The organism is Flavobacterium sp. ACN2, assembly GCF_002303885.1.
GTDB lineage: Bacteria > Bacteroidota > Bacteroidia > Flavobacteriales > Flavobacteriaceae > Flavobacterium.
Map to the genome: position 1 here is coordinate 343,038 of NZ_MRCM01000002.1, position 21,987 is coordinate 365,024.

Below are 21,987 nucleotides of genomic sequence, written 5' to 3' on the forward strand. Positions count from 1 at the left end.
TAGACCTACAAGGTTTTCAAAACCTTGCAGGAAGACATGAAAAAATCCTATTCTTAACTCGCCTTTTTCAAATCTTTTTTCAACTCTTTCTCCGCTATTTTATAAGCTCGCTTTTCACGCCAAATCGCATAGCGCTTTCTAAAAATCACTTTTATACCGCTATCTACTGCTCCATGCATAAATAAGCTCCAAACGCTCGCAATTTTTCTTGATACAGATTGATCCCATGCGCGAAGTGTCAGCGAAAAAGAACCGTCTATGTAACGCATCCAGTGCCACATTCCTGTTGGCATAAATAACGTATCACCATGTTCTAAAAAAACTTCATAACCCTCTACTCCTTTTAGAGCTGGAAATTTTTCAAAATCAGGATTCGCGACATCATAATCTTCTAAAGCATAAGTCGTATTTGGGATACAATAAAGTCTTTTCTTCCATTTATTATCAAATAGTATAATATGTTTTCTTCCACCAAAATGAGTATGAAAAAGATGTGGCAAATCGATATCATAATGCAAAAAAGTAATTGCCTTTGAACCGCCAAAAAACATAGCAGGCATACTTTCTATAAAACCTCCCATTAATTCTTTAGGGACTTTTACATCATCAATTAATTCTGGTCTGTGTTTGAAAAGATTGAAGAAAAAAATACGCAATTGAGTTGGTTCGCGTTTTATCAAATCCAAATATTCTCCAAATTTCATACTTGCTACAGAAGCGTTGATCACTTTTGTTGGATCTGCCTTTGAATTATCTACAAGTTTAACCTCTATATCTCCAGCAATCTGCTTGAAATAGTCTGTTGACCATTTTTCTCTTGCTGGCCAATCCTTAGTGAGCCCTTTTATAATTAAAGGCTTTCGTTTGTCTAAATAATTCTTTTTGAAATCTTCTCTAGAAATAGACTCAACAGTATCGACAGGTCTAAGGTTAAAGCTCATATATTTAGCAATTTATGTTCTTGGTCTATCAAAAATATCTAATTATTTCGTGTCATCAAAATTTACAGTAAAATAACACAAAAACAACATTACATTCCAGTTCGAATTGCTTCAACCGGATCTAAATTTGCCGCCGAAATCGCTGGCAAAATTCCAGAAATCAAACCAATAAGAGCCGCCAAACTAGTTCCTAAAAGAATATTTCCCAAACTCAAAACAAATTCAAAATCGAGGGCTTTTGTTAAGATCACAGCGATTCCCCAAACCATTAACAGACCTATAATTCCTCCAATAACAGAAAGAATAACGGCTTCAAACAAAAACTGGAATAAAATAAATTTATTTTTCGCTCCCAATGATTTTTGAATCCCGATAAGATTGGTTCTTTCTTTAACCGAAACAAACATAATATTCGCAATTCCGAAACCGCCAACTAAAAGAGAAAACCCACTGATAATCCACCCTACAAAATTCATCTGCCCTAAAATTCCGTCAATAAAATCGGTAAATCCAGAAAGCACATTAATAAAGAAATTATCCATTTCTCCCGCTTTCATTCCACGGATCGCTCGAAGCTTTTGGGCAATTTCTGCTTTATACGCCTCCATATCTACGCCTTTTTCTGGCTTTAAAACTATTACTGGCGTCATAGAATCGCTATCTCCGTACATTCTTCTTAGAAAATTAGCCGGAAGATAAACCGAAGTATCATTGCTGTCTCCAAAAAATCCAGCTCCTTGTTTTGCCATTACACCAATTACAGTAAATCGCTGTCCATATAAGCGAATATTTTTCCCAATTGGATCGCTTGTGCCAAAAAGACCTTCGGCTATATCATATCCAAGAACAATAACAGGAGTTCCTGAATTAGATTCAGATTCGTTATAAAATCTTCCTTTGTCAAAACTCAATCCATCAATATCGACCATTTCGTTTGATGCCGGAATAATATTTACATCGCTGACTGTTTTAGAATCATATTTTAAACTTTCCCTATTTACAAAAAGCTGATATGCTACTTGATCGGTATTATTCATTGAATTTTTTAAACCAATATATTCGTCATATTTTACATTTGGAAACTGTTCTCTCTTCCATTGCGGAATTTCAGACGGCCCAAAGCAGTATTTCATTAAATAAATTGTATTTTTATCTAAGCTACTCAGATCTTTAGAGATTTTTTTATCTAAAGAATCAACAGCGGCCAAAACGGCAATGATTGAAAAAATACCGATCGTTACACCTAAAAGCGACAATAATGTGCGTAATTTATTATTTCGCAAAGCATTGATGGCAAAGCTTAGACTTTCTTTTAATAATCTTAGATAAACGATCATATTTTTGTATATTTCAATAAAGTAAAATTCAATAATTTAAATTCAAAAACCTAATAAAAGTTAACTTACTCATCAGTAGATTTTTTTAGCATTTTGTTACACTAATTTTCTTTAATATAATATATAAAAAAACTACTTTTGCAGTCTCAAAATCATAACTACACAATGAGCACAACAAAAAAAATACAATCGGCATTAATTTCTGTTTTTTCTAAAGATGGATTAGAACCAATTGTTAGAAAATTACACGAACAAAATGTAACACTTTATTCAACTGGAGGAACTGAAGATTTTATCAAAAACCTTGGTATTCCAGTGGTTCCTGTTGAAGACATCACTTCTTTCCCTGAAATTCTTGGCGGAAGAGTAAAAACTTTACACCCGAAAATTTTTGGAGGGATCTTAAATCGTCAGGACAATGAGAGCGATGTTCAGCAAATGAAAGAATTTGACATTCCTCAAATTGATTTAGTAATTGTTGATTTGTATCCTTTTGAAAAAACTGTTGCTTCTGGAGCTAGCGAACAAGATATTATTGAGAAAATTGATATTGGCGGTATTTCATTAATTCGTGCAGGTGCAAAAAACTTTAAAGACACTGTAATTGTAGCTTCTGTTAACGAATACAGCTTGCTTCTAGATTTGATTACGGAGCAAGATGGAGCAACAACTCTTGAAAATAGAAGATTGCTTGCTACTAAAGCATTCCACGTTTCCTCTCACTACGATGGAGCTATTTTTAATTATTTCAACACAGACGAGACTATTTACAAAGAAAGCATTGCAAATGGTCAAGTTTTAAGATACGGTGAAAACCCTCACCAAAAAGGATTCTTCTTTGGAGATTTTGATGCAATGTTCAACAAACTTCACGGAAAAGAATTATCATATAACAATTTACTTGATGTTGATGCTGCAGTAAATTTAATTGCTGAATTTAAAACTGACGGACCAACGTTCGCCATTTTAAAACACAACAATGCTTGCGGATTGGCTTCAAGAAAAACAATCAGCGAAGCTTATTTAGCCGCTTTAGCTTGTGATCCTACTTCTGCTTTTGGAGGAGTGTTAATTTCTAACACAAAAATTGATTTAGAAACTGCACAAGAAATCAACAAATTATTCTGTGAGGTTGTAATCGCTCCGGCCTATGATGATGAGGCTGTTACTGTGTTACAGGAGAAAAAAAACAGAATTATATTAGTTCAAAATGAAGTTGAATTACCTTCTCGTCAAGTAAGAACTTGTCTTAATGGTTTGTTAATTCAGGACAGAAATAATATTACGGATAATAAAGAGCATTTAAAAACCGTTACAATTACAGAACCTACTGCTCAAGAGATCGAAGATTTGATCTTTGCTTCTAAAATCTGCAAGAATACAAAATCAAACACTATTGTATTTGCTAAAAACGGAACATTGATTTCATCAGGTACAGGTCAGACTTCAAGAGTTGACGCTTTAATTCAAGCTGTTGACAAAGCAAAAGCTTTTGGATTTGATTTAAATGGAGCTTCGATGGCAAGTGATGCATTTTTCCCATTTCCGGATTGTGTAGAATTAGCCAAAAAAGCAGGAATAACTGCTGTAATTCAGCCAGGAGGTTCAATTAAAGACGAATTAAGTATAAATTATTGCAATGAAAATAATCTTGCAATGGTATTTACAGGAACTCGTCATTTTAAACATTAATTTGTTTAACTTTGTTCGATAAATAATTTATAACATTTTAAACCCCTAAAAAACTTATGGGATTTTTTGATTTCATGACCGAGGATATTGCGATAGACCTTGGAACCGCAAACACTTTAATCATTCATAATGATAAAGTTGTCATTGATAGTCCATCTATCGTTGCACGTGATAGAGTATCAGGCAAAATCATTGCTGTTGGTAAGGAAGCCAATATGATGCAAGGTAAAACACATGAAAACATCAAAACTATAAGGCCTTTGAAAGATGGTGTAATCGCTGATTTTGATGCTTCGGAAAAAATGATCAATATGTTCATTAAAAGTATTCCTGCATTGAAAAAAAGAATGTTTACTCCAGCTTTACGTATGGTTGTATGTATTCCTTCTGGTATTACTGAAGTGGAGATGAGAGCGGTGAAGGAATCTTGTGAGAGAGTAAACGGAAAAGAAGTTTACTTGATTCATGAGCCAATGGCAGCGGCAATTGGTATTGGTATAGACATTATGCAACCAAAAGGCAACATGATTGTAGATATCGGAGGTGGTACAACAGAAATTGCTGTTATCGCTTTAGGCGGAATTGTTTGTGACAAATCTGTAAAAATTGCAGGTGACGTTTTCACAAACGACATCGTTTATTACATGCGTACACAGCACAACCTTTTTGTAGGAGAAAGTACTGCAGAAAAAATTAAAATTCAAATTGGAGCGGCTATTGAAGATTTAGATGGTCCGCCAGAAGATATGTCAGTTCAAGGTAGAGATTTGCTTACTGGTAAACCAAAACAAGTAGATGTTTCTTACCGTGAAATTGCAAAAGCATTAGACAAATCTATTCAGCGTATTGAAGATGCGGTAATGGAAACATTATCTCAGACTCCGCCAGAATTAGCAGCAGATATCTACAACACTGGTATCTATTTAGCTGGTGGTGGATCAATGTTAAGAGGTCTTGACAAACGTATTTCTCAAAAAACAGACTTACCGGTTTATATTGCCGAAGATCCTTTAAGAGCAGTTGTACGAGGAACAGGAATGGCTCTTAAAAACATCGCTAAATTTAAAAGTATCTTAATCAAATAAGATTCAAAATAACAATCAATTTACTTTTATAAGGGCCCGATTTTCAATATTAGGCCCTTGTAAAAACTGAAACCTTTAAGCATATCCTGAAACAAAATAACCAGACAAGAAATGCAGCAAATATTTAATTTCATTATAAGAAACAGTAATCGATTGCTGTTTTTGCTGCTTTTAGGTATTTCGTTGACGCTCACAATTCAATCGCATTCCTACCACAGAAGCAGAGTAATCAGTTCGGCTAATTTTTTAAGCGGAGGTGTTTATGAAAGAATTAATCGTGTAAACGAATATTTGAATTTAAGAGCCGAAAATGATGAACTTGTATTAGAGAATGCAAGGTTAAAAAGTCTTTTGTTTAACAAAGAAGACACTACCAAAGCACCATTGCCAGATAGCATTAAAGGTGTAAAACCTGCAGATATCGTGGTATCAAAAGTAATTCATAATACATACAACACACACGAAAACTATATCACTTTAAACTCTGGAAGCAAAGAAGGAGTTAAGCCAGATATGGGAGTTATAAACAGTTTAGGTATTATTGGAGTTGTAGACAATACTTCTGCCAACTATTCTACAGTAGTGAGTATTTTGAACATGAAGTCACATATTAATGCTAAAATCAAAAAATCCAACCACTTTGGTTCTTTAACTTGGGATGGTAAAAGCACAGGATTTGTTCAGCTAGAAGATGTGCCAAGATTAGCATCAATTAGAAAAGGCGACACCATTGTTACCGGAGGACAATCTGTAATTTTTCCTGAAGGAATTAATATCGGAACTGTAGACGTTATATACAAAAAAGAGAACACAAGCTTTTATGTTATAAAAGTTAAACTATTTAACGATATGACAAACTTGGGTCATGTATATGTCATCAAAAGTAAAGACAGAGAAGAACTTATTAACTTAGAAAACAAAAACAAAGAAAAAAATGAATAGCGCTCTGTTAGTCAATATTTTTCGATTTATTATGTTACTGGCAGTTCAGATTGTTATTTTCAACAATATGAATTTCTTAGGATATATAAGTCCTTTTCCGTATATCTTGTATATCATTCTATACCCTGTAAACAGCAATAAAGCAGGATTAATAATTTCTAGTTTTTTACTTGGACTTACAATGGATATGTTCTGTAATTCTGGAGGTATACATGCAACTGCATGTGTTATATTAGCGTATTATAGACCCTATATTTTTAAATTTTCTTTTGGTCTGAGTTATGAATATCAAACTATTAAACTAAACGAATCTTTAACACCAGAGCGATTTTCATTTATACTGGTTTCGGTTTTAATGCACCATATTGTATTATTTGTCTTAGAAGCATTTCAATTCAAATTCATCTGGGACATTTTGCTCCGAACCTTATTTAGTTCTATCTTTACTATAATCACTTCAATAATAATAATTTATCTTATTAAGCCCAATAAACGATGAGAAAAGTATTGCTGCCCACTATAATTATTATTGCAGCGTCTTTGCTAGTGATTAGGATTTTTTACCTGCAGATTATTGATGATTCTTTTAAATTGAAATCGGAAAATAATGCGATAAAAAAAGTATATGACTATCCTGAAAGAGGTTATATTTATGATCGTAACGGAAAACTTCTTGTTGCGAATCAGGCTTCTTATGATATCATGGTTATTCCTAGAGATGTAAAAAAAGATTTAAATATTGCCGAATTTTGCGCTCTTCTAAATATTACTGAAGAAGAATATCATAAACGCGTTGAAAAGGCAAAAGTATATAGTCCGAGACTTCCTTCTGTTTTCTTATCTCAGCTAAACAAAAATGAATTTGCTGCTTTTCAGGAAAAAATCAGAAAATATGATGGTTTTTATTTCCAAAAAAGATCACTTCGTGATTATGAAGTAGATTATGGTGCAAATATTTTTGGTTTTATTACACAGGTTAACGAAAAACAAATTGAAAAAAATCCTTACTATAATAGTGGAGATTTAATTGGAAAACAAGGTGTAGAGCAAAGTTATGAAGAAATTTTACGCGGAATAAAAGGTGTAAAATACATTCAAAAAGACAAATATAACCGAGAAATTGGCGCTTATAAAGAAGGAAAATATGACACCATCGCCGTAGCTGGAGAAGATATTAATTTAACTATTGATGCTGAACTTCAAAAATATGGAGAAGAATTAATGATTAATAAGCGAGGAGGAATTGTTGCTCTTGAACCTAAATCTGGAGAAATCCTAGCATTGGTCACTGCTCCTTCCTATGATCCAGGTATTTTAGTAGGTCGCCAAAGATCTAAAAATTATACGCTTCTATATAACGATTCTATTTCAAAACCATTATACGACAGAGGACTTTTAGCAGAGTACCCTCCAGGTTCTCCATTCAAAATTTTGACTGGTTTAGTTGCGCTTCAAGAAGGCGTGGTAAATGAGCAGACTACTTTTATGTGTCATCACGGATTTAGTTATGGTGGAGGCCGATTCATGAAGTGTCACGGTTTTGGCCCACATCAATTGCATAACGGAATTTACAATTCTTGCAACACTTATTTTGGACAAGCCTATATGCTGACCATCAATAAATATAAAGATCCTGGTCAGGCAGTTGATGTTTGGAGCGGTCACATAAAAAGTTTTGGTTTAGGACAATTTATGGGATATGATTTACCTATTGGAAAACGAGGAAATATCCCAACTTCTAAAACCTACAAAAGAATTTATCCTAACGGAGGATGGAGAAGCTCAACTATTGTATCGAATGCAATTGGTCAAGGAGAGGTTTTGATGACACCTATTCAATTAGCCAACATGATGGCGACTGTAGCAAATCAGGGGTATTACTACACACCTCATATCATTAAAAAAATTGAGGGAGAAAAAATAGACGAAAAGTTCACAACAAAACACGTGACTTCTATTGATCAAAAATACTTCCCGCCAGTTATAAGCGGACTGTTTGATGTTTACAACAGAGGTACCGCTTACAGTTTAAGAGTAGAAGGAATCGATATTTGCGGAAAAACAGGTACTGCCGAGAACTTTGCCAAAATAAATGGCAAAAGAACACAGCTTAAAGACCACTCTATATTTGTTGCATTTGCACCAAAAGACAATCCAAAAATTGCTATTGCAGTTATGATTGAAAATGGAGGTTTTGGAGCAACAGTTGCGGGTCCGATAGCGAGTTTAATGATTGAAAAATATCTAAGAAAGAAAATTACAAGAACGGATCTAGAAATAAGAGTACTAAACAAAAGCTTACTTTCAGAATATGCTAAATTAGGAGGAATAAGTGAGGCTCTTAAAATTGAATCTGTTCCAAAAGATTCTGCTTTACAAGCTAAAATTATAAAGCCAAAAGCACCAGTTACAACCGCACCAAAAACTGAAGTTAAAAAAACAGCAGTAGACACAACTAAGAAAAATTAAGAAAGATTATTTCAAATGAAAAATCAAAGTGTAAAAAATAATATTGATTGGATAAGTGTCTTTATCTACATTGCGCTGGTAACTTTAGGTTGGCTTAATATTTACTCGTCTTCCTTATTATCAACAGATGGTACTTATCAAAAACAGCTGATTTTTATTTGCTGTACAATTCCTTTGATATTTGTTGTGCTTTTTGTTGATGGTAAATTCTATGAAAAATATGCTAGTATCATATTTGGAGTTTCTTTATTATCTCTTGCTGGATTGTTTCTCTTCGGAAAAACAATTGCCGGACAGCGATGCTGGTATGCCATCGGAAGTTTTACTTTGCAACCTTCTGAGTTTGCAAAAGCCGCGACATCATTGGCTTTGGCTAAATATTTAAGCGACACGCAGATCAACTTAAAAGAAACAAATAGACAAATTCAGGCTTTGGCCATTATGCTATTACCTGTAATACTTATTCTCCCACAGCCAGATCCTGGAAGTGCTTTAATTTATAGTGCTTTTATTCTTGTTCTGTATCGAGAAGGCTTACCTTCTTGGTATGTTTGGACAGCATTTATAACAATTATCCTCTTTGTTCTTACTTTGGTTTTAGAACCATACGCTGTTATAGCAATGGCTTTTGTGGTTTTGGCGATCATACATTTTAAAGGCAGAGCAGTAGATCGAAATATTATCTTAAGCGGTATCTTATTAGTTTTAATCTCAGGATTTGTTTTCTCTGTAGATTATGTATTTGATAATGTTTTTAAACAGCACCACAGAGACCGTTTCAATATTTTACTAGGTAAAACAGTAGATATGAAAGGTATTGGATACAATACCAATCAGTCTGAAATCGCAATTGGTTCTGGCGGATGGATCGGAAAAGGTTTCCTAGAAGGAACTCAAACCAAAGGAGGATTTGTTCCTGAGCAACATACCGATTATATTTTTACAACTGTTGGTGAAGAATGGGGATTTGCAGGTTCTTTTGTCGTTATTTTACTTTTCGTTAGTTTATTGCTTAGAGTAATTTATTTAGCAGAAAGACAGAAGACAAAGTTTAGCCGAGTCTATGGCTATTGCGTCGCCGCAATTCTATTTATACACTTCTTTGTAAATATCGCGATGGTAATTGGAATTTTCCCTACAATTGGTGTTCCTCTGCCGTTCTTTTCATACGGAGGCTCTGGACTCTGGGGATTCACCATTTTGCTGTTTATTTTCCTTAAAATGGATGCAAATAAAGTGAATGAATGGTAATGTTTAAAATATTCAATTTTTAAATGCCAAATTCCAATTAGAAATTACTTTTATACAACTAAAACAATTTAACCTAAAAGCTGTAATTACGTTTTTAAAACTAATTACAGCTTTTTTGATTTTATAATTTTAGCTTCGATTTTATCTGCTTACTAAATATATCATATCATGGAAACGCCGATAATAACCTCAACAACAAGCATAAAAAAATCCGAAGTTTAAGCTTCGGATTTTTTTATTTTCTTTAAAGATTATATTTGTTCCTTTGGTGTCTTTTTAAATAGTTTAACTAGAACCGGGAACGTTGAGATTATAACGATAATGATAATAATGTATTCAATGTGTTTCTTTAAATCTATGCCTTGCTTCAAGAAAATGCCGTATAGATAATGTCCTGCGAAAATTAAAATAAACGACCAAAGGAAAGAACTCAAGATATTGTAAAACATAAATTTCTTTCTATCCATCGATACAATACCCGCAACAATTGGAGCAAAGGTTCTGAAAATAGGAAGGAAACGGGCGTAAATAATTGCTTTTCCACCATATTTTTCAAAGAAATCTTTTGACTGCAACAGATATTTCTTCTTGAACCAGAATGTATCTTCTTTTTTGAATAAATAATAACCGCTTTTTGCGCCAAACCAATAACCAGTCATATTACCTAAAACTCCCATTACAGCAACTGCTGTAGCAAGCAGAAAGACATTTATAAAATCATTTGGAATAGAGGCAACATTCTCAACTAGATCACGGCTGTAAATACCTGCCAAAAAAAGCAAACTATCTCCAGGCAGAAAAAAACCTGCAAAAAGTCCTGTTTCGGCAAAAACGATAAACAGAACAATAAACAACCCAATCTGAAAACCTCCAACGCTTAAAGTAATATAAAATTCAGGGTTTAGTAACTGGGTCCATTCAAAATTATTCATAAAAGGGGAATTGGTTATCTTATAAGTTCGTGAAAGTAACAATAATTTAGCTTAACCACAATAAAATACGGTATTTTAAACATAAATTAACTATTAAAAAAAGCCCAAACTATTCGTCTGGGCCTCCTTTACATTATTCTCTTACATACTTGCAACAGCTGTGTAAGTTATCATAATCTGCAGTTGTCGCCTTAACTTCCTTAGTATCATGACCTGCCTTTGCAATCGCTTTGTTTAAATCTGAAGGAGAACATTTTTCTTCGTTTAAAATAACCGAAAGCTGATGAGAGCTTACATCCCAACTTGCACTTTTTACACCCGGAACTCCGTAGGCCGCTTTTTCAATTCGTTTCTTGCATTGTTCGCAGTTACCATTTACTTCAGTTGCATACTTTAAGTTTTTATTTTTCTTCGTTTGAGCCTGAGCCGACAAACCTAAAAAAACCATCATTGCGATTAAAACTATCTTATTCATTGTATTTATTTTTATTGTTATTGATATTGATTTTTGATATTGAAATTGTTATTTAATTTTAAACCTTAATCCTGCATAATACATCTGTCCAAAAATTGGAGCGTATGCGATCGATGCATCAAAATTAGGTCCAAAAGGATCGTTTGCCCCTAAAATTGCTTTTTGCTGCTTATAATTTCCAATATTCTCCCCTCCTACATATACCTCAAAAACCGATGAAAAAACACGAGTTACCTGAGCATTCATCACGCCATAAGCTGGTGAAAAATCAGGAAACTGATCTTCTACAGGATTTGTTGCCGTATAAGGCAATTGCTGTTTTCCTGACCAATTATACGTAAAGTCAAACCTCCATTGTTTATCATCATTCATTGTTGTTTCGTATTCTAAATTTCCTAAGAAACGATGTTTAGCCTGAAGCGGACGCTGGAATGTCCCCCTTAAATAATCGGTTTGGATATCGTAATATTTATAAGCTGTTCTCAAATTTAAGTTATGAATCAATTCATAATTAAACTCTACTTGAAGACTGTTTGCAAAAGAACTTCCTTTCAAATCATAAAACAAAACTTGTTGCGGGCTTTGCATCACATCTACAACAGCTTGATTTTGGAAATCGGTGCGATAAAAATCAAAACCTGCATCGGCATTTTTATTGAAAAGACGGAATTTCTGTGAGAAACTCACGCCATAATTCCAAGCAATCTCTGGATTTAAACCGTAAACTTTTCCGCTAGAATCTAAAATCGAAAAAGTTCTTGAACTGGCAAAAAGCTGTTGATTCTCGGCAAAAATATTGGCAGAACGTTTCCCTCTTCCCGCAGAAAAACGAACTACTCCATTTTTCCAAGGATTATATCTCATGTGCAATCTTGGTGTAACAAAAAAACCTAATCGATTATGGTTATCTACTCTCCCTCCTAAAATCAAACTAAAATTGTCTATATTATCGTAAGTGTACTCAAAGAAAGCACCAACCGAATTATCAATTCTACCCACATCTGTTAAATTGACAAACTCTTGATATTGATCGTAAGTAAAATTCAGACCAGTAGTAAACTTGTGCATGGTGTTATTGATAATCGAATTGAAAATCAAATTAGAATAAAAACTATTTTGTTTGATATCGTATTGATTTAAACCATAATAAGAATCTTGTTTATGACTATTAAAAGCGTTTTGAAAACCGATACTTTGATAAGGCATATCTTTAAACACATATCCAATTTTTGTTGAAACATCAAAACGTTCTGTATTAATTTCAGAACCCCAATGGTTAGTTGTACCTCGATCGCGATCTTTATCAAAATCAACTTCTCCCGTTTGTTTTTTATCATTCATATATCTGAAATTGATAAAACTAACCAAACCGCTTTCCGGATCATAATATTGGTAACGGTTTAAAACATTGATTTGTTTTCCTAACGGATTATCTAAAAACCCATCATTATTCATGTCGTTTTTAGCTACGCGTGCATTTCCATGAACAAACAAACTTGTTGCCCATTTATCTGATAATTTTTTATTGAAATGAGTATTCAATTCAAAACGAGAATCTGTTGAACCATAAGCATTCAAGAAAAACGGAATATCGTTTAAAGGCTTTAAAAGCTCCGTATTAATTTGACCTGAAATACTTTCGTATCCATTTATAACACTTCCCGCCCCTTTGGTAATCTGAACACTTTCAATCCAAGTTCCAGGAGTAAATGACAATCCGTAAGCTTGAGAAGCTCCTCGAACAGAAGGAATATTCTCTTCTGTAATCATTAAGTAAGGACTCGTCAATCCAAGCATTTTAATTTGCTTAGTTCCTGTTAAAGCATCAGAAAAATTGACATCGATTGATGGATTGGTTTCAAAGCTTTCTGCCAAATTACAACAAGCCGCTTTAAGCAGTTCTTTACTAGTAATTACAGAAGTATTGGCTGTTAACGTATAGGATTTTTTAATTCCTTTTTGCTTTTTAGTGATTTTTACCTCTTCTAGATCTTCTTGTGAAAACACAGACACAGAAAGCAAAAACGCTACAAAAAGCATTATATTTTTTTGCATAAAAAATGATTTTAATGTTGAAATAGAATTACATTATTGCATTCTGCACAAAGCAAAAGCAATTAAAATGTAAATACGAAGCCTTAATTAAGACTTGTAGTGCATCTAACATTAAAATCAGGAATAGAAAATATACTGATGGTATAATTTAAATAAGGGGGGCGCATTCGCATCAGCATAGTACGAAAGAACTTCTTTCTTTTTAAAATTTGGAATTTCTAAAAAGACAAGAGGTTTGTAATCTTGTACAACTGCTGAGAAAGCAAATTGAAAAAAGAAGAATTTGATTGTTGCATTATCTGATTTCTTTTCAAAATGAACAACTTTGTCTTTACAGCAAGAGTTCTTTTTCTCTTTAGAACCACAACATTTCTTTTCAACAACAGGTTCTGCGGTAGTCTTTAATGAAACCGAAGCAATTTCTCCGCCACAATAGTGCACATCAAAAGCAAACCCAATATTGGAAACCAATAAAAGGAACGCCAAAAACAGACCTGTACACTTTTTCAAATTCATACTGCAAAGCTATTCAAAAACTGTTGATAAAAAACTAAATGAATTGTTATTTTTTAGATTTCTGGAGCTGATAGTAAAATCCAGGAATGAACAATAACACCAAAATTGGCTGAACTATAAATCTTCTCACATAAAAAAGAAGCCAACTGCCATCTGGAAAAAAATGAAGTATTATATAAAATGAACTCAATAGCACAACCAAAAAGCAGGCATAAACAAATGAGCTAAACTTAAAAATATCACGATCTTGAAATAAGACATAAATCAGTAAAAGTGACAAAGCAGAGTTTAGAAAATAACGAAGAAAAAGTGACCAGAAAAGTTTTAAAGTTTCTACTTCTGGATAAGGACTCGAATGGTAATCGGCTTCAAAGTATCTCAGAAAAGGATCATAAAACAAATTTCTTTCAAATGTCCTAATCAAAGCAAAACCTATTACCACAACAATTGCTGTAAAGATTTTAAATTTATTCTCTTTTAAATTATTTAGCATATTTTGAAAATCTATTAATCCAGAAAACCCATAAAATAAAAACATATCCGTAAATCACTAACGGAAAGAAAGTACCGTGTAAAAATCGGGTATATTGAGGAAAGTTATATACAAGGACAATCAAAATCGCAATTCTTATAACATTTAATAGGTATATAGATATAAGTCCAAAAAGCATAAACAATACTGTTTTTTTTAAGCTTCTCGAAAAAGCAGATACAAATGACACAAAAAGTATCATTACGCTAACAGCATTGCACCCTTCTGTTATACGCGCTATAAATTTGCCATTTAAAATAATCTCCTGCCACGGATTTTGTGAACTTTTCTGAATTATGACATCATAATTAAAAAGCTTTAGTAATTGCTCTGCATTTTGCCCGGCTATCATTGTCGCTCCATCAAGTTCCTCGGCTTGATAGGTATTTAAATAAAACTTATACAGCAGTGTAAGCACAATATAGGTAAGAAAAAAGACGCTTACAAAAATTAAGAATGGCTTAAACTGGACTAAATATTTTTTCAAGAGATTTTTTTTTTCAAATTTATGTATTTTTTGAGTTCAGCTTTAAATACTTTTGTATAAATTTTTACATTATGACATTTCAAGAATTACAACCAAAAATAAGTGCAATTGTTGCTGGCACTGAAACAGATAGAGACGGAAAATTATTAGCAATATGCCAACTTTTAAACGAAAACGTGGAGTATTACAACTGGGTTGGATTTTATTTTGCCAATCACGAGGCTAAAACTTTACATTTAGGACCTTATGTTGGTGCAGAAACAGACCATACTGTTATTCCTTTTGGAAAAGGAATTTGCGGCCAAGTTGCTGAAAGTAATGCCAATTTTGTTGTTCCAGATGTGAAAGCACAAGACAATTACATCGCCTGCAGTTTAACCGTAAAATCGGAAATCGTAGTACCCCTTTTTGTTAATGGAGTAAATATTGGTCAAATCGACATCGACAGCCACGTAATTGATCCTTTTACAGAAGCTGACGAAAGATTTTTAGAATTTGTAAATCAAGAAGTTGCTAAATTATTCTAGAAGAACTATTTTTAAGATAAAAAATAGCACAGAATGAAAAGAAACTTCCTTCTCTTTTTGCTTACACTAATTTCAGCTCATCTGTCTGCACAAATTAATATGGTTTCTAAAAAAATCTTTTTAGACTCCTTAAATCGTGAATGCACATTAGAAAACTCTGCCTACACAAGAGTAATTACCAATTATTCGCAGAAAAGTGTTCGCTATGTTGTAACTGACTTTTATAAGAACGGAAGAAAGAAAATGACTGGTTCTACTCTGGATCGCGATGTCTTAAAAAAAGACGGCGAATTTATTTACTATTATAAAAACGGAGCAAAAGAAACCGTTGTCAATTATTCTGAGGATCATAAAAATGGAAAAGAAATCAATTGGTACGAAAACCAAAATAAAAAGTGCGAAAAACAGAATCTCTGGGATCCGAAAACAAAAAAGACACAAACTTTAGTTCTTAACTGCTGGGATGAAAACAAAAGTCAGACTGTAGTTGATGGAAATGGAGATTATGAAGAAATAGATTTATTTGTAACACAAAAAGGAACTCTTAAAGACGGATTGAAACAAGGAGTTTGGGAAGGAAATGATGCGTCGAGAAAAATTACATTTGTTGATAATTACGACAAAGGTGTTTTAATTTCAGGTGTGAGCACTGATACAAACAATGTCAAATTTTCGTATTCTTCTTTAAGCGAAAAGCAATCTGGTAAAAAAGCTCAGAAGCTTAAGTAAAAAAACGATCGTAAATCATTAAAAACAAATTTCTTAACCCTTATTTTAAGATTCTTTTATTTTTGTTTGATTTTTTTGTTTTTTTAATCTAATTTTGCACCCGTCTTACAAAAGTTGTATTGACATACATAAAAATCATTAAAACAATATTGGAATGTATTTAACTAAAGAAAAGAAAGAAGAAATCTTCGCACAACACGGTGATGCAAAAAACACTGGTAAAGCTGAAGGTCAAATCGCATTGTTCACTTACAGAATTTCTCACTTAACTGAACACTTGAAAAAAAATCGTCACGATTACAACACTGAGCGTTCTCTTGTACTATTAGTAGGTAAAAGAAGAGCTTTGTTGGACTACTTGAAAAAGAAAGATATCAACAGATATCGTGAGATTATCAAAGTATTGAATATCAGAAAATAATCAATATAGAAAAGAGGTGCGAAAGTGCCTCTTTTTGTTTTTACATTATAGCTATTTATAATAAGCATATTACAAGAAAAAAAGTTTGGTTTTTCATTGGGTTTTAGATAACAACAACTACACACAACAACAACTACAACACAACTAAAACCCATTGTATAATCAATAAGGAAAAAATTTATGATTCCACAATTATTTGTAGAAAAGATCGATTTAGGTGATGGCAGAAGCATCACAATCGAGACAGGACGTTTAGCGAAACAAGCTGACGGTTCTGTAGTAGTAAGAATGGGCGACACTATGATTCTTGCAACAGCAGTTTCAGCTCGCACATCAAACCCAGGCGTTGATTTTTTACCGTTAACGGTAGATTACCGCGAAAAATTTGCAGCAGCAGGTCGTTTCCCAGGAGGTTTCTTTAAAAGAGAAGCACGTCCAAGCGACAGCGAAGTATTGACAATGAGATTAGTTGACCGTGTATTGCGTCCGCTTTTCCCAGACGATTACCATGCTGAAACACAAGTTATGATTCAATTAATGTCTCACGACGAAGAAGTTATGCCAGATGCATTAGCTGGTTTAGCTGCTTCTGCGGCATTAGCTGTGTCAGACATTCCATTTTACAACTTGATTTCTGAAGTTCGTGTTGCACGTATCGACGGAAAATTAGTAATCAACCCAAGCAGAGAAGAATTAGAAAAATCTGATATCGATATGATGATTGGAGCTTCTATGGATTCTGTAGCAATGGTTGAAGGTGAGATGAAAGAAATCTCAGAAGCTGAAATGATCGAAGCTATTAAGTTTGCTCACGAAGCTATCAAAGTTCAAATTCAAGCTCAATATCGTTTACAAGAAGCTTTTGGTAAAAAAGAAATTCGTACTTACGAAGGAGAGAGAGAAAACGAAGAAATTTACGCAAAAGTAAAAGCTGCAGCATACGATAAAATCTATGCTATTGCAAAAGTTGGTTCTGCTAAACACGAAAGAGGTGCTGCATTTGCTGAAGTAAAAGAAGAAGTTAAAGCTTTATTTACTGAAGAAGAATTAGCTGCCGATGGTGATTTAGTTTCTAAATATTTCTACAAAACAAACAAAGAAGCTGTTCGTAATGTAGTTTTAGAATTAGGTGTTCGTTTAGATGGTAGAAAAACTACAGACATTAGACCAATCTGGTGTGAAACTGATTATTTACCAAGAGTTCACGGTTCATCTTTGTTTACTCGTGGAGAAACTCAGGCTTTGGCAACCGTAACTTTAGGAACATCTAGAGAAGCAAACCAAATCGACTCGCCTAGCGAGCAAGGTGAAGAGAAATTCTACTTACACTATAACTTCCCTCCTTTCTCAACTGGTGAAGCAAAACCATTAAGAGGAACTTCAAGAAGAGAAGTTGGTCACGGTAACCTAGCTCAAAGAGCTTTAAAAAATATGATTCCTGCTGATTGTCCTTATACAATTCGTGTTGTTTCTGAGGTTTTAGAATCTAATGGTTCTTCTTCAATGGCAACAGTTTGTGCTGGAACAATGGCTTTGATGGATGCTGGAGTTCAAATGGTAAAACCAGTTTCTGGTATTGCTATGGGATTAATTACTGACGGTGAGAAATTTGCTGTATTGTCTGATATCTTAGGAGACGAAGATCACTTAGGAGATATGGACTTTAAAGTAACTGGAACTGCTGACGGTATTACAGCTTGCCAAATGGACATCAAAATTGACGGTTTACGTTATGACATTATGGAGCAAGCTTTGGCTCAAGCTCGTGATGGACGTTTACACATTTTAGGAAAATTAACTGAAACTATCTCTGCACCAAGAGCTGACGTAAAAGCTCATGCACCAAAAATCATTACCAGAACTATTCCTGGAAACTTTATTGGAGCATTAATTGGACCTGGTGGAAAAGTAATTCAAGAATTACAAAAAGCTACTGGAACAACTATTGTGATCAACGAAGTTGATGAGCAAGGTGTTATCGAAATTTTAGGTACAGATCCTGCTGGAATTGAAGCAGTATTAGCAAAAATTGCTTCTATCACTTTCAAACCAGTATTAGGAGAAGCTTACGAAGTTAAAGTAATTAAAATGCTTGATTTTGGAGCTGTTGTAGAATATACTGCTGCACCAGGAAACGAAGTTTTACTTCACGTTTCTGAATTGGCTTGGGAGCGTACAGAAAATGTTGCTGACGTAGTTAAAATGGGAGATGTTTTCCAAGTGAAATACCTAGGAGTTGACCCTAAAACTAAAAAAGAAAAAGTGTCTAAAAAAGCACTTGTTCCAAGACCTCCACGTGAGGAGAAAAAAGAGTAATCAGATCTTAGTTTACTAAAGGTTTATTCATAGAAAACCCCAATTCATTAATTGAATTGGGGTTTTTAAGTTTTTATTTTGTCTCCGCTACAGGATTTCCCATTTTATGCAAATGAACAAAATGTGAAAACATCATTTCAAACAATGTTTTATGATGATAAGGCTGCCTATACTCTTTTGTTGTTTTTTTAATTATTTCATTTATTTCACTATAATTAGTATGACATATATTAGGAAAAAGATGATGAGCAGCATGACAATTGGAACCTCCACTTAAAAATCTTGCCCAACCTTTATCTGCATCCCAATCGCAGCTAGTGTAAAGCTGATGAACCGCCCAAGTGTGTTCTAAAAACTCTCCCTCGGGCTGCGGATAATCTGCGCCATCAAAAAAATGGGTTCCAACAAGCATAATAATAAATACCATTGATGTAAATGCACTGGCGGTAAGATAACTCAAAACCACAAATCTCCATGAAAAATCAGAATACAGTAATGGAAGAACCAGCACCAAAGAAAAATAAAATATTTTATACAATACAAATCTAAAATATAACGCCGCTTTAGGAACACCCCTTTTCATCCAGTTGTAGTCTTCTGAAAATAAATATACCCAATCACTCATAAAAACAGAGTGCAATAAAGTAAACATATAAACAAATGGCGCGTAATATGCCTGATATTTATGCTTCGGTTTCCAAGGATGCGTTGGGCTTAATCTCAAAAAAGGGTTTTTATCTATATCAATATCACTTCCTTCTACATTTGCATATAAATGGTGTGATCGAATATGTCTTAATCCCCAAAGCATCGGGTCAATTCCTACCGTAAGAAAACTAAAAAAATGCAAAACGGAATTTGCCTTTTTATTTTGGAATGCTGTATTGTGCGAAGCATCATGCCCAAAACTAAATCCTATTAACAATCCTGATAATTGAAAAACAACATATAATACCCAAAAGTTTATTTTAGTGATGGACTCCAAAAAAAGCAACGAATAAGACAAATAACAAACGAATGTCCAAAACAAACCTTTAAACCAAAACTGAGCATCTCCATAAGAAATAGTTTTATCCTGAAGCTTCTCCTGTACTCTTTTCTTTAAAACAGAAAAGAAAAGCTTTTCGTCTTCTGATTTATTAAAATATTTAGCTTTCATAAAATTTTATTTTTTTTTAATTACAGAACAAACGTATTGCATTTATCGCATATCAATTTGTGTAAACTAATAAATCATTTTTATACATTTGCGATTATCGCAAAATATGAAATCGCAAGAATTATTTTTAAAAGCAATTAGACAAAAAATACCTAAATCAGTTTCTTTAATAGAAGAAATTGCAGGCATTTTACAAATTAGCTACGATGCTTCACACCGAAGAGTTTCGGGAAAAAGTAAATTCTCTATAGATGAAACAATTACACTGGCAGGCTATTTCAACATTTCGTTAGATAACTTATTTTCAAATAAGGAAAAGGTGGTGGTTGAAAAAACAATTGAGATTGAAAACTTAAAGGACATGCTTCAATATTTCAAAACATCATCTGAAAATATAGCAACCTTAATAAAAAACAAGAAAACAACACTTTTTTATTCCGCAAAAGATATTCCTCTGTTTTATTTTATGGATGGTACAATCCTATCTAAATTTAAAGCTTTTGTATGGCTGAATCTATTAAATTCAAATCAGAAAAAAGTTGCTTTTGAAAATTTTGTAGTCGATGAATCGTTTACTGAGTACATGCAGAAATTAAAAGAAATATATGAGAATACTTCTGTCAACGAAGTATGGAATGATACTACCATAAACAGCAGCTTACAGCAAATTTTATATTTTTATGAAGCTGGCCTTTTAAATTTAAAAAGTGCCAATGCCCTTTGTTTAGATTTAAAACGGATTGTAAATCTAATAAAATCAAAGTGCAACGATACTAATAATAAGTTTTCCATTTATTATAATGAACTCATATTATTAAACAACAATATGCTTATAGAAACAGAAGACAAGCTTACGATGTTTGTACCCTATACTCTTTTGGGATATTTTATAACCGACAATAAAGAAAGTTGTAAAAATGTTCATCAGTTTTTTAAGCAACAAATCACGAACTCTATACCTTTGGGTCAATCTGGCATTAAAGAACAAAATCTTTTCTTTAATCGAGCCATTCGAAAAATTGATTATTATTTGGAAAAGATAAATTCACAAGTAGATTTGTTTTTTTGAAAAAAAATATTAGAAACCCCAATTCGATTAAGAATTGGGGTTTTTCAGTTTTTTGGACATTTGCATCTTTTTGCTATCTTTCTACAAATCAAGCTTATCCTTCATAAAATCAAAAAACACACCACTACAACATCATTTTTCGAATATTTTTAATAAAAATTCTAAATTTTAATAGTCCTACAATGCCTTTCACTAGCCTGTAGCGTCATTTTATAACAATTTAACAAATTAGCGTTTTATTTGTAACCTTTTTTTTATACTTTTGAAATCTTCCAAAAACAACTAATAAACCATTAAATCCTTTGAAAAATTACCAAAAAAAAATCGTTTTTCTCATTTTATTTGAATTATTATTAAATATTCATCCTATCCAGAGTCAAACTAGCAATGACGTAAAAACTTACAATTGGTTTGACACTACAGTTGGCAAAGACAATCTGGATATTTATAATGGGGTACCACACACAAATCCTTACAGAACCTTAAGAAATGACATTCATTTGTATTTAGTAGATAAATACGAATTAGGAAAAGCGGTCTACGAAGACCAAGCCTATTATGACATTAAACTTAAATACGATATCTATCGCGACATATTGGTTTTAAATCCAGCTGGAGGTTCAGAAAATATCGGTATAAGCTTAATACAGAATAAAGTCAGTTCGTTTTCTCTACAAGATAAAAACTTTATCAAAAGAGAAAGAACAACCGAAGACATTCCTGAATTTACCACAGGCTACTACGAAGAAAGTAAAGTTGCTCCCGAATTAATTTTGTATATCAGACATCATAAAGACATGCAAAAAACAATTTCTGACAACAGCATCTATTATGTATTCAAAGAAAACAATTCTTATTTTATCGATTTAAAAGGCAAAATTTATTTAATAAAAAGCAAAGGCGACCTTATTAAATTATTCCCAGAACAGAAAAAACAAATCAATGGGTTTTATTTATTGAACAGAGAACTACGAAAATCCGATTTAAATCAATTCATGAAAAATTTGATGAAATACACTTTTAACTCTCTTTCAATATCAAGCAAATAAAAC

At 33.1% G+C, this 21,987-nt stretch carries 21 protein-coding genes; 12 read left to right on the forward strand and 9 right to left on the reverse strand.

Annotated features, from left to right (window positions below; genetic code table 11):
* Positions 1 to 53 precede the first annotated feature (53 nt).
* Both BSF41_RS03360 and BSF41_RS03365 read right to left on the reverse strand, forming a co-directional pair.
* The gene (locus BSF41_RS03360) at positions 54 to 941 is read right to left on the reverse strand and encodes a cupin-like domain-containing protein (protein WP_095928099.1); all 888 of its coding nucleotides are present in this window, start codon (positions 939 to 941) and stop codon (positions 54 to 56) included.
* Positions 942 to 1,030: 89 nt separating this feature from the next.
* The gene (locus BSF41_RS03365; RefSeq protein WP_095928100.1) at positions 1,031 to 2,278 is read right to left on the reverse strand and encodes an ABC transporter permease; all 1,248 of its coding nucleotides are present in this window, start codon (positions 2,276 to 2,278) and stop codon (positions 1,031 to 1,033) included.
* Between the two features lie 165 nt (positions 2,279 to 2,443).
* Between BSF41_RS03365 and purH the strand changes: the two genes are divergently transcribed.
* The 6 genes from purH to rodA all read left to right on the forward strand — a co-directional run bounded on the left by purH (position 2,444) and on the right by rodA (position 9,717).
* On the forward strand, positions 2,444 to 3,970 hold the full coding sequence (gene purH, locus BSF41_RS03370) for a bifunctional phosphoribosylaminoimidazolecarboxamide formyltransferase/IMP cyclohydrolase (RefSeq protein ID WP_095928101.1): 1,527 nt from the start codon (positions 2,444 to 2,446) through the stop codon (positions 3,968 to 3,970).
* Positions 3,971 to 4,026: 56 nt separating this feature from the next.
* Complete coding sequence (locus tag BSF41_RS03375) at positions 4,027 to 5,055, forward strand: rod shape-determining protein (protein WP_008466528.1); 1,029 nt, start codon at positions 4,027 to 4,029, stop codon at positions 5,053 to 5,055.
* 111 nt (positions 5,056 to 5,166) lie between these two features.
* Positions 5,167 to 5,997, forward strand: coding sequence for a rod shape-determining protein MreC (gene mreC, locus BSF41_RS03380; RefSeq protein WP_095928102.1), 831 nt, complete (start codon positions 5,167 to 5,169; stop codon positions 5,995 to 5,997).
* Positions 5,990 to 6,496, forward strand: a complete 507-nt coding sequence (locus BSF41_RS03385; RefSeq protein WP_095928103.1) for a rod shape-determining protein MreD — start codon at positions 5,990 to 5,992, stop codon at positions 6,494 to 6,496. Before mreC ends, BSF41_RS03385 begins: the two co-directional genes overlap by 8 nt.
* Positions 6,493 to 8,466 (forward strand): penicillin-binding protein 2, encoded by a 1,974-nt coding sequence (gene mrdA, locus BSF41_RS03390; protein WP_095928104.1) that lies wholly within the window; start codon positions 6,493 to 6,495, stop codon positions 8,464 to 8,466. The genes BSF41_RS03385 and mrdA overlap by 4 nt, the downstream gene beginning before the upstream one ends.
* A 15-nt stretch (positions 8,467 to 8,481) precedes the next feature.
* A complete protein-coding gene (gene rodA / locus BSF41_RS03395) occupies positions 8,482 to 9,717 on the forward strand; it encodes a rod shape-determining protein RodA (RefSeq protein ID WP_095928105.1) in 1,236 nt (411 codons plus the stop codon).
* A 251-nt stretch (positions 9,718 to 9,968) separates the two neighbouring features.
* Here rodA and BSF41_RS03400 read toward each other — a convergent pair whose 3' ends face one another.
* The 6 genes from BSF41_RS03400 to xrtF form a co-directional block, all read right to left on the reverse strand.
* The gene (locus BSF41_RS03400; protein ID WP_095928106.1) at positions 9,969 to 10,649 is read right to left on the reverse strand and encodes a DedA family protein; all 681 of its coding nucleotides are present in this window, start codon (positions 10,647 to 10,649) and stop codon (positions 9,969 to 9,971) included.
* 133 nt (positions 10,650 to 10,782) lie between these two features.
* Positions 10,783 to 11,124, reverse strand: coding sequence for a heavy-metal-associated domain-containing protein (locus BSF41_RS03405; RefSeq protein WP_095928107.1), 342 nt, complete (start codon positions 11,122 to 11,124; stop codon positions 10,783 to 10,785).
* Between the two features lie 48 nt (positions 11,125 to 11,172).
* Positions 11,173 to 13,179 (reverse strand): TonB-dependent siderophore receptor, encoded by a 2,007-nt coding sequence (locus BSF41_RS03410; protein ID WP_095928108.1) that lies wholly within the window; start codon positions 13,177 to 13,179, stop codon positions 11,173 to 11,175.
* Between the two features lie 117 nt (positions 13,180 to 13,296).
* On the reverse strand, positions 13,297 to 13,695 hold the full coding sequence (locus BSF41_RS03415) for a hypothetical protein (protein ID WP_095928109.1): 399 nt from the start codon (positions 13,693 to 13,695) through the stop codon (positions 13,297 to 13,299).
* Between the two features lie 46 nt (positions 13,696 to 13,741).
* On the reverse strand, positions 13,742 to 14,188 hold the full coding sequence (locus BSF41_RS03420; protein ID WP_095928207.1) for an exosortase F system-associated protein: 447 nt from the start codon (positions 14,186 to 14,188) through the stop codon (positions 13,742 to 13,744).
* Positions 14,178 to 14,714, reverse strand: a complete 537-nt coding sequence (xrtF, locus tag BSF41_RS03425) for an exosortase family protein XrtF (RefSeq protein ID WP_095928110.1) — start codon at positions 14,712 to 14,714, stop codon at positions 14,178 to 14,180. Before xrtF ends, BSF41_RS03420 begins: the two co-directional genes overlap by 11 nt.
* Positions 14,715 to 14,785: 71 nt before the next feature.
* On the opposite strand from xrtF, the gene BSF41_RS03430 reads away from it, so the two are divergent.
* The 4 genes from BSF41_RS03430 to BSF41_RS03445 all read left to right on the forward strand — a co-directional run bounded on the left by BSF41_RS03430 (position 14,786) and on the right by BSF41_RS03445 (position 18,707).
* Complete coding sequence (locus BSF41_RS03430; protein ID WP_095928111.1) at positions 14,786 to 15,241, forward strand: GAF domain-containing protein; 456 nt, start codon at positions 14,786 to 14,788, stop codon at positions 15,239 to 15,241.
* A gap of 33 nt (positions 15,242 to 15,274) precedes the next feature.
* The gene (locus tag BSF41_RS03435; RefSeq protein WP_095928112.1) at positions 15,275 to 15,970 is read left to right on the forward strand and encodes a hypothetical protein; all 696 of its coding nucleotides are present in this window, start codon (positions 15,275 to 15,277) and stop codon (positions 15,968 to 15,970) included.
* A 154-nt stretch (positions 15,971 to 16,124) separates the two neighbouring features.
* On the forward strand, positions 16,125 to 16,391 hold the full coding sequence (gene rpsO / locus BSF41_RS03440; protein ID WP_012023524.1) for a 30S ribosomal protein S15: 267 nt from the start codon (positions 16,125 to 16,127) through the stop codon (positions 16,389 to 16,391).
* A 180-nt stretch (positions 16,392 to 16,571) separates the two neighbouring features.
* Positions 16,572 to 18,707, forward strand: coding sequence for a polyribonucleotide nucleotidyltransferase (locus tag BSF41_RS03445; RefSeq protein WP_095928113.1), 2,136 nt, complete (start codon positions 16,572 to 16,574; stop codon positions 18,705 to 18,707).
* A gap of 73 nt (positions 18,708 to 18,780) precedes the next feature.
* On the opposite strand, the gene BSF41_RS03450 is transcribed toward BSF41_RS03445, so the two are convergent.
* A complete protein-coding gene (locus tag BSF41_RS03450) occupies positions 18,781 to 19,866 on the reverse strand; it encodes a fatty acid desaturase (RefSeq protein ID WP_095928114.1) in 1,086 nt (361 codons plus the stop codon).
* 106 nt (positions 19,867 to 19,972) lie between these two features.
* Here BSF41_RS03450 and BSF41_RS03455 point away from each other — a divergent pair, with 106 nt between their 5' ends.
* Entirely contained in the window at positions 19,973 to 20,935 is a 963-nt protein-coding gene (locus BSF41_RS03455) for a helix-turn-helix domain-containing protein (protein WP_095928115.1), read from the forward strand.
* 302 nt (positions 20,936 to 21,237) lie between these two features.
* On the forward strand, positions 21,238 to 21,984 hold the full coding sequence (locus tag BSF41_RS03460; RefSeq protein WP_095928116.1) for a hypothetical protein: 747 nt from the start codon (positions 21,238 to 21,240) through the stop codon (positions 21,982 to 21,984).
* Positions 21,985 to 21,987: the final 3 nt, after the last annotated feature.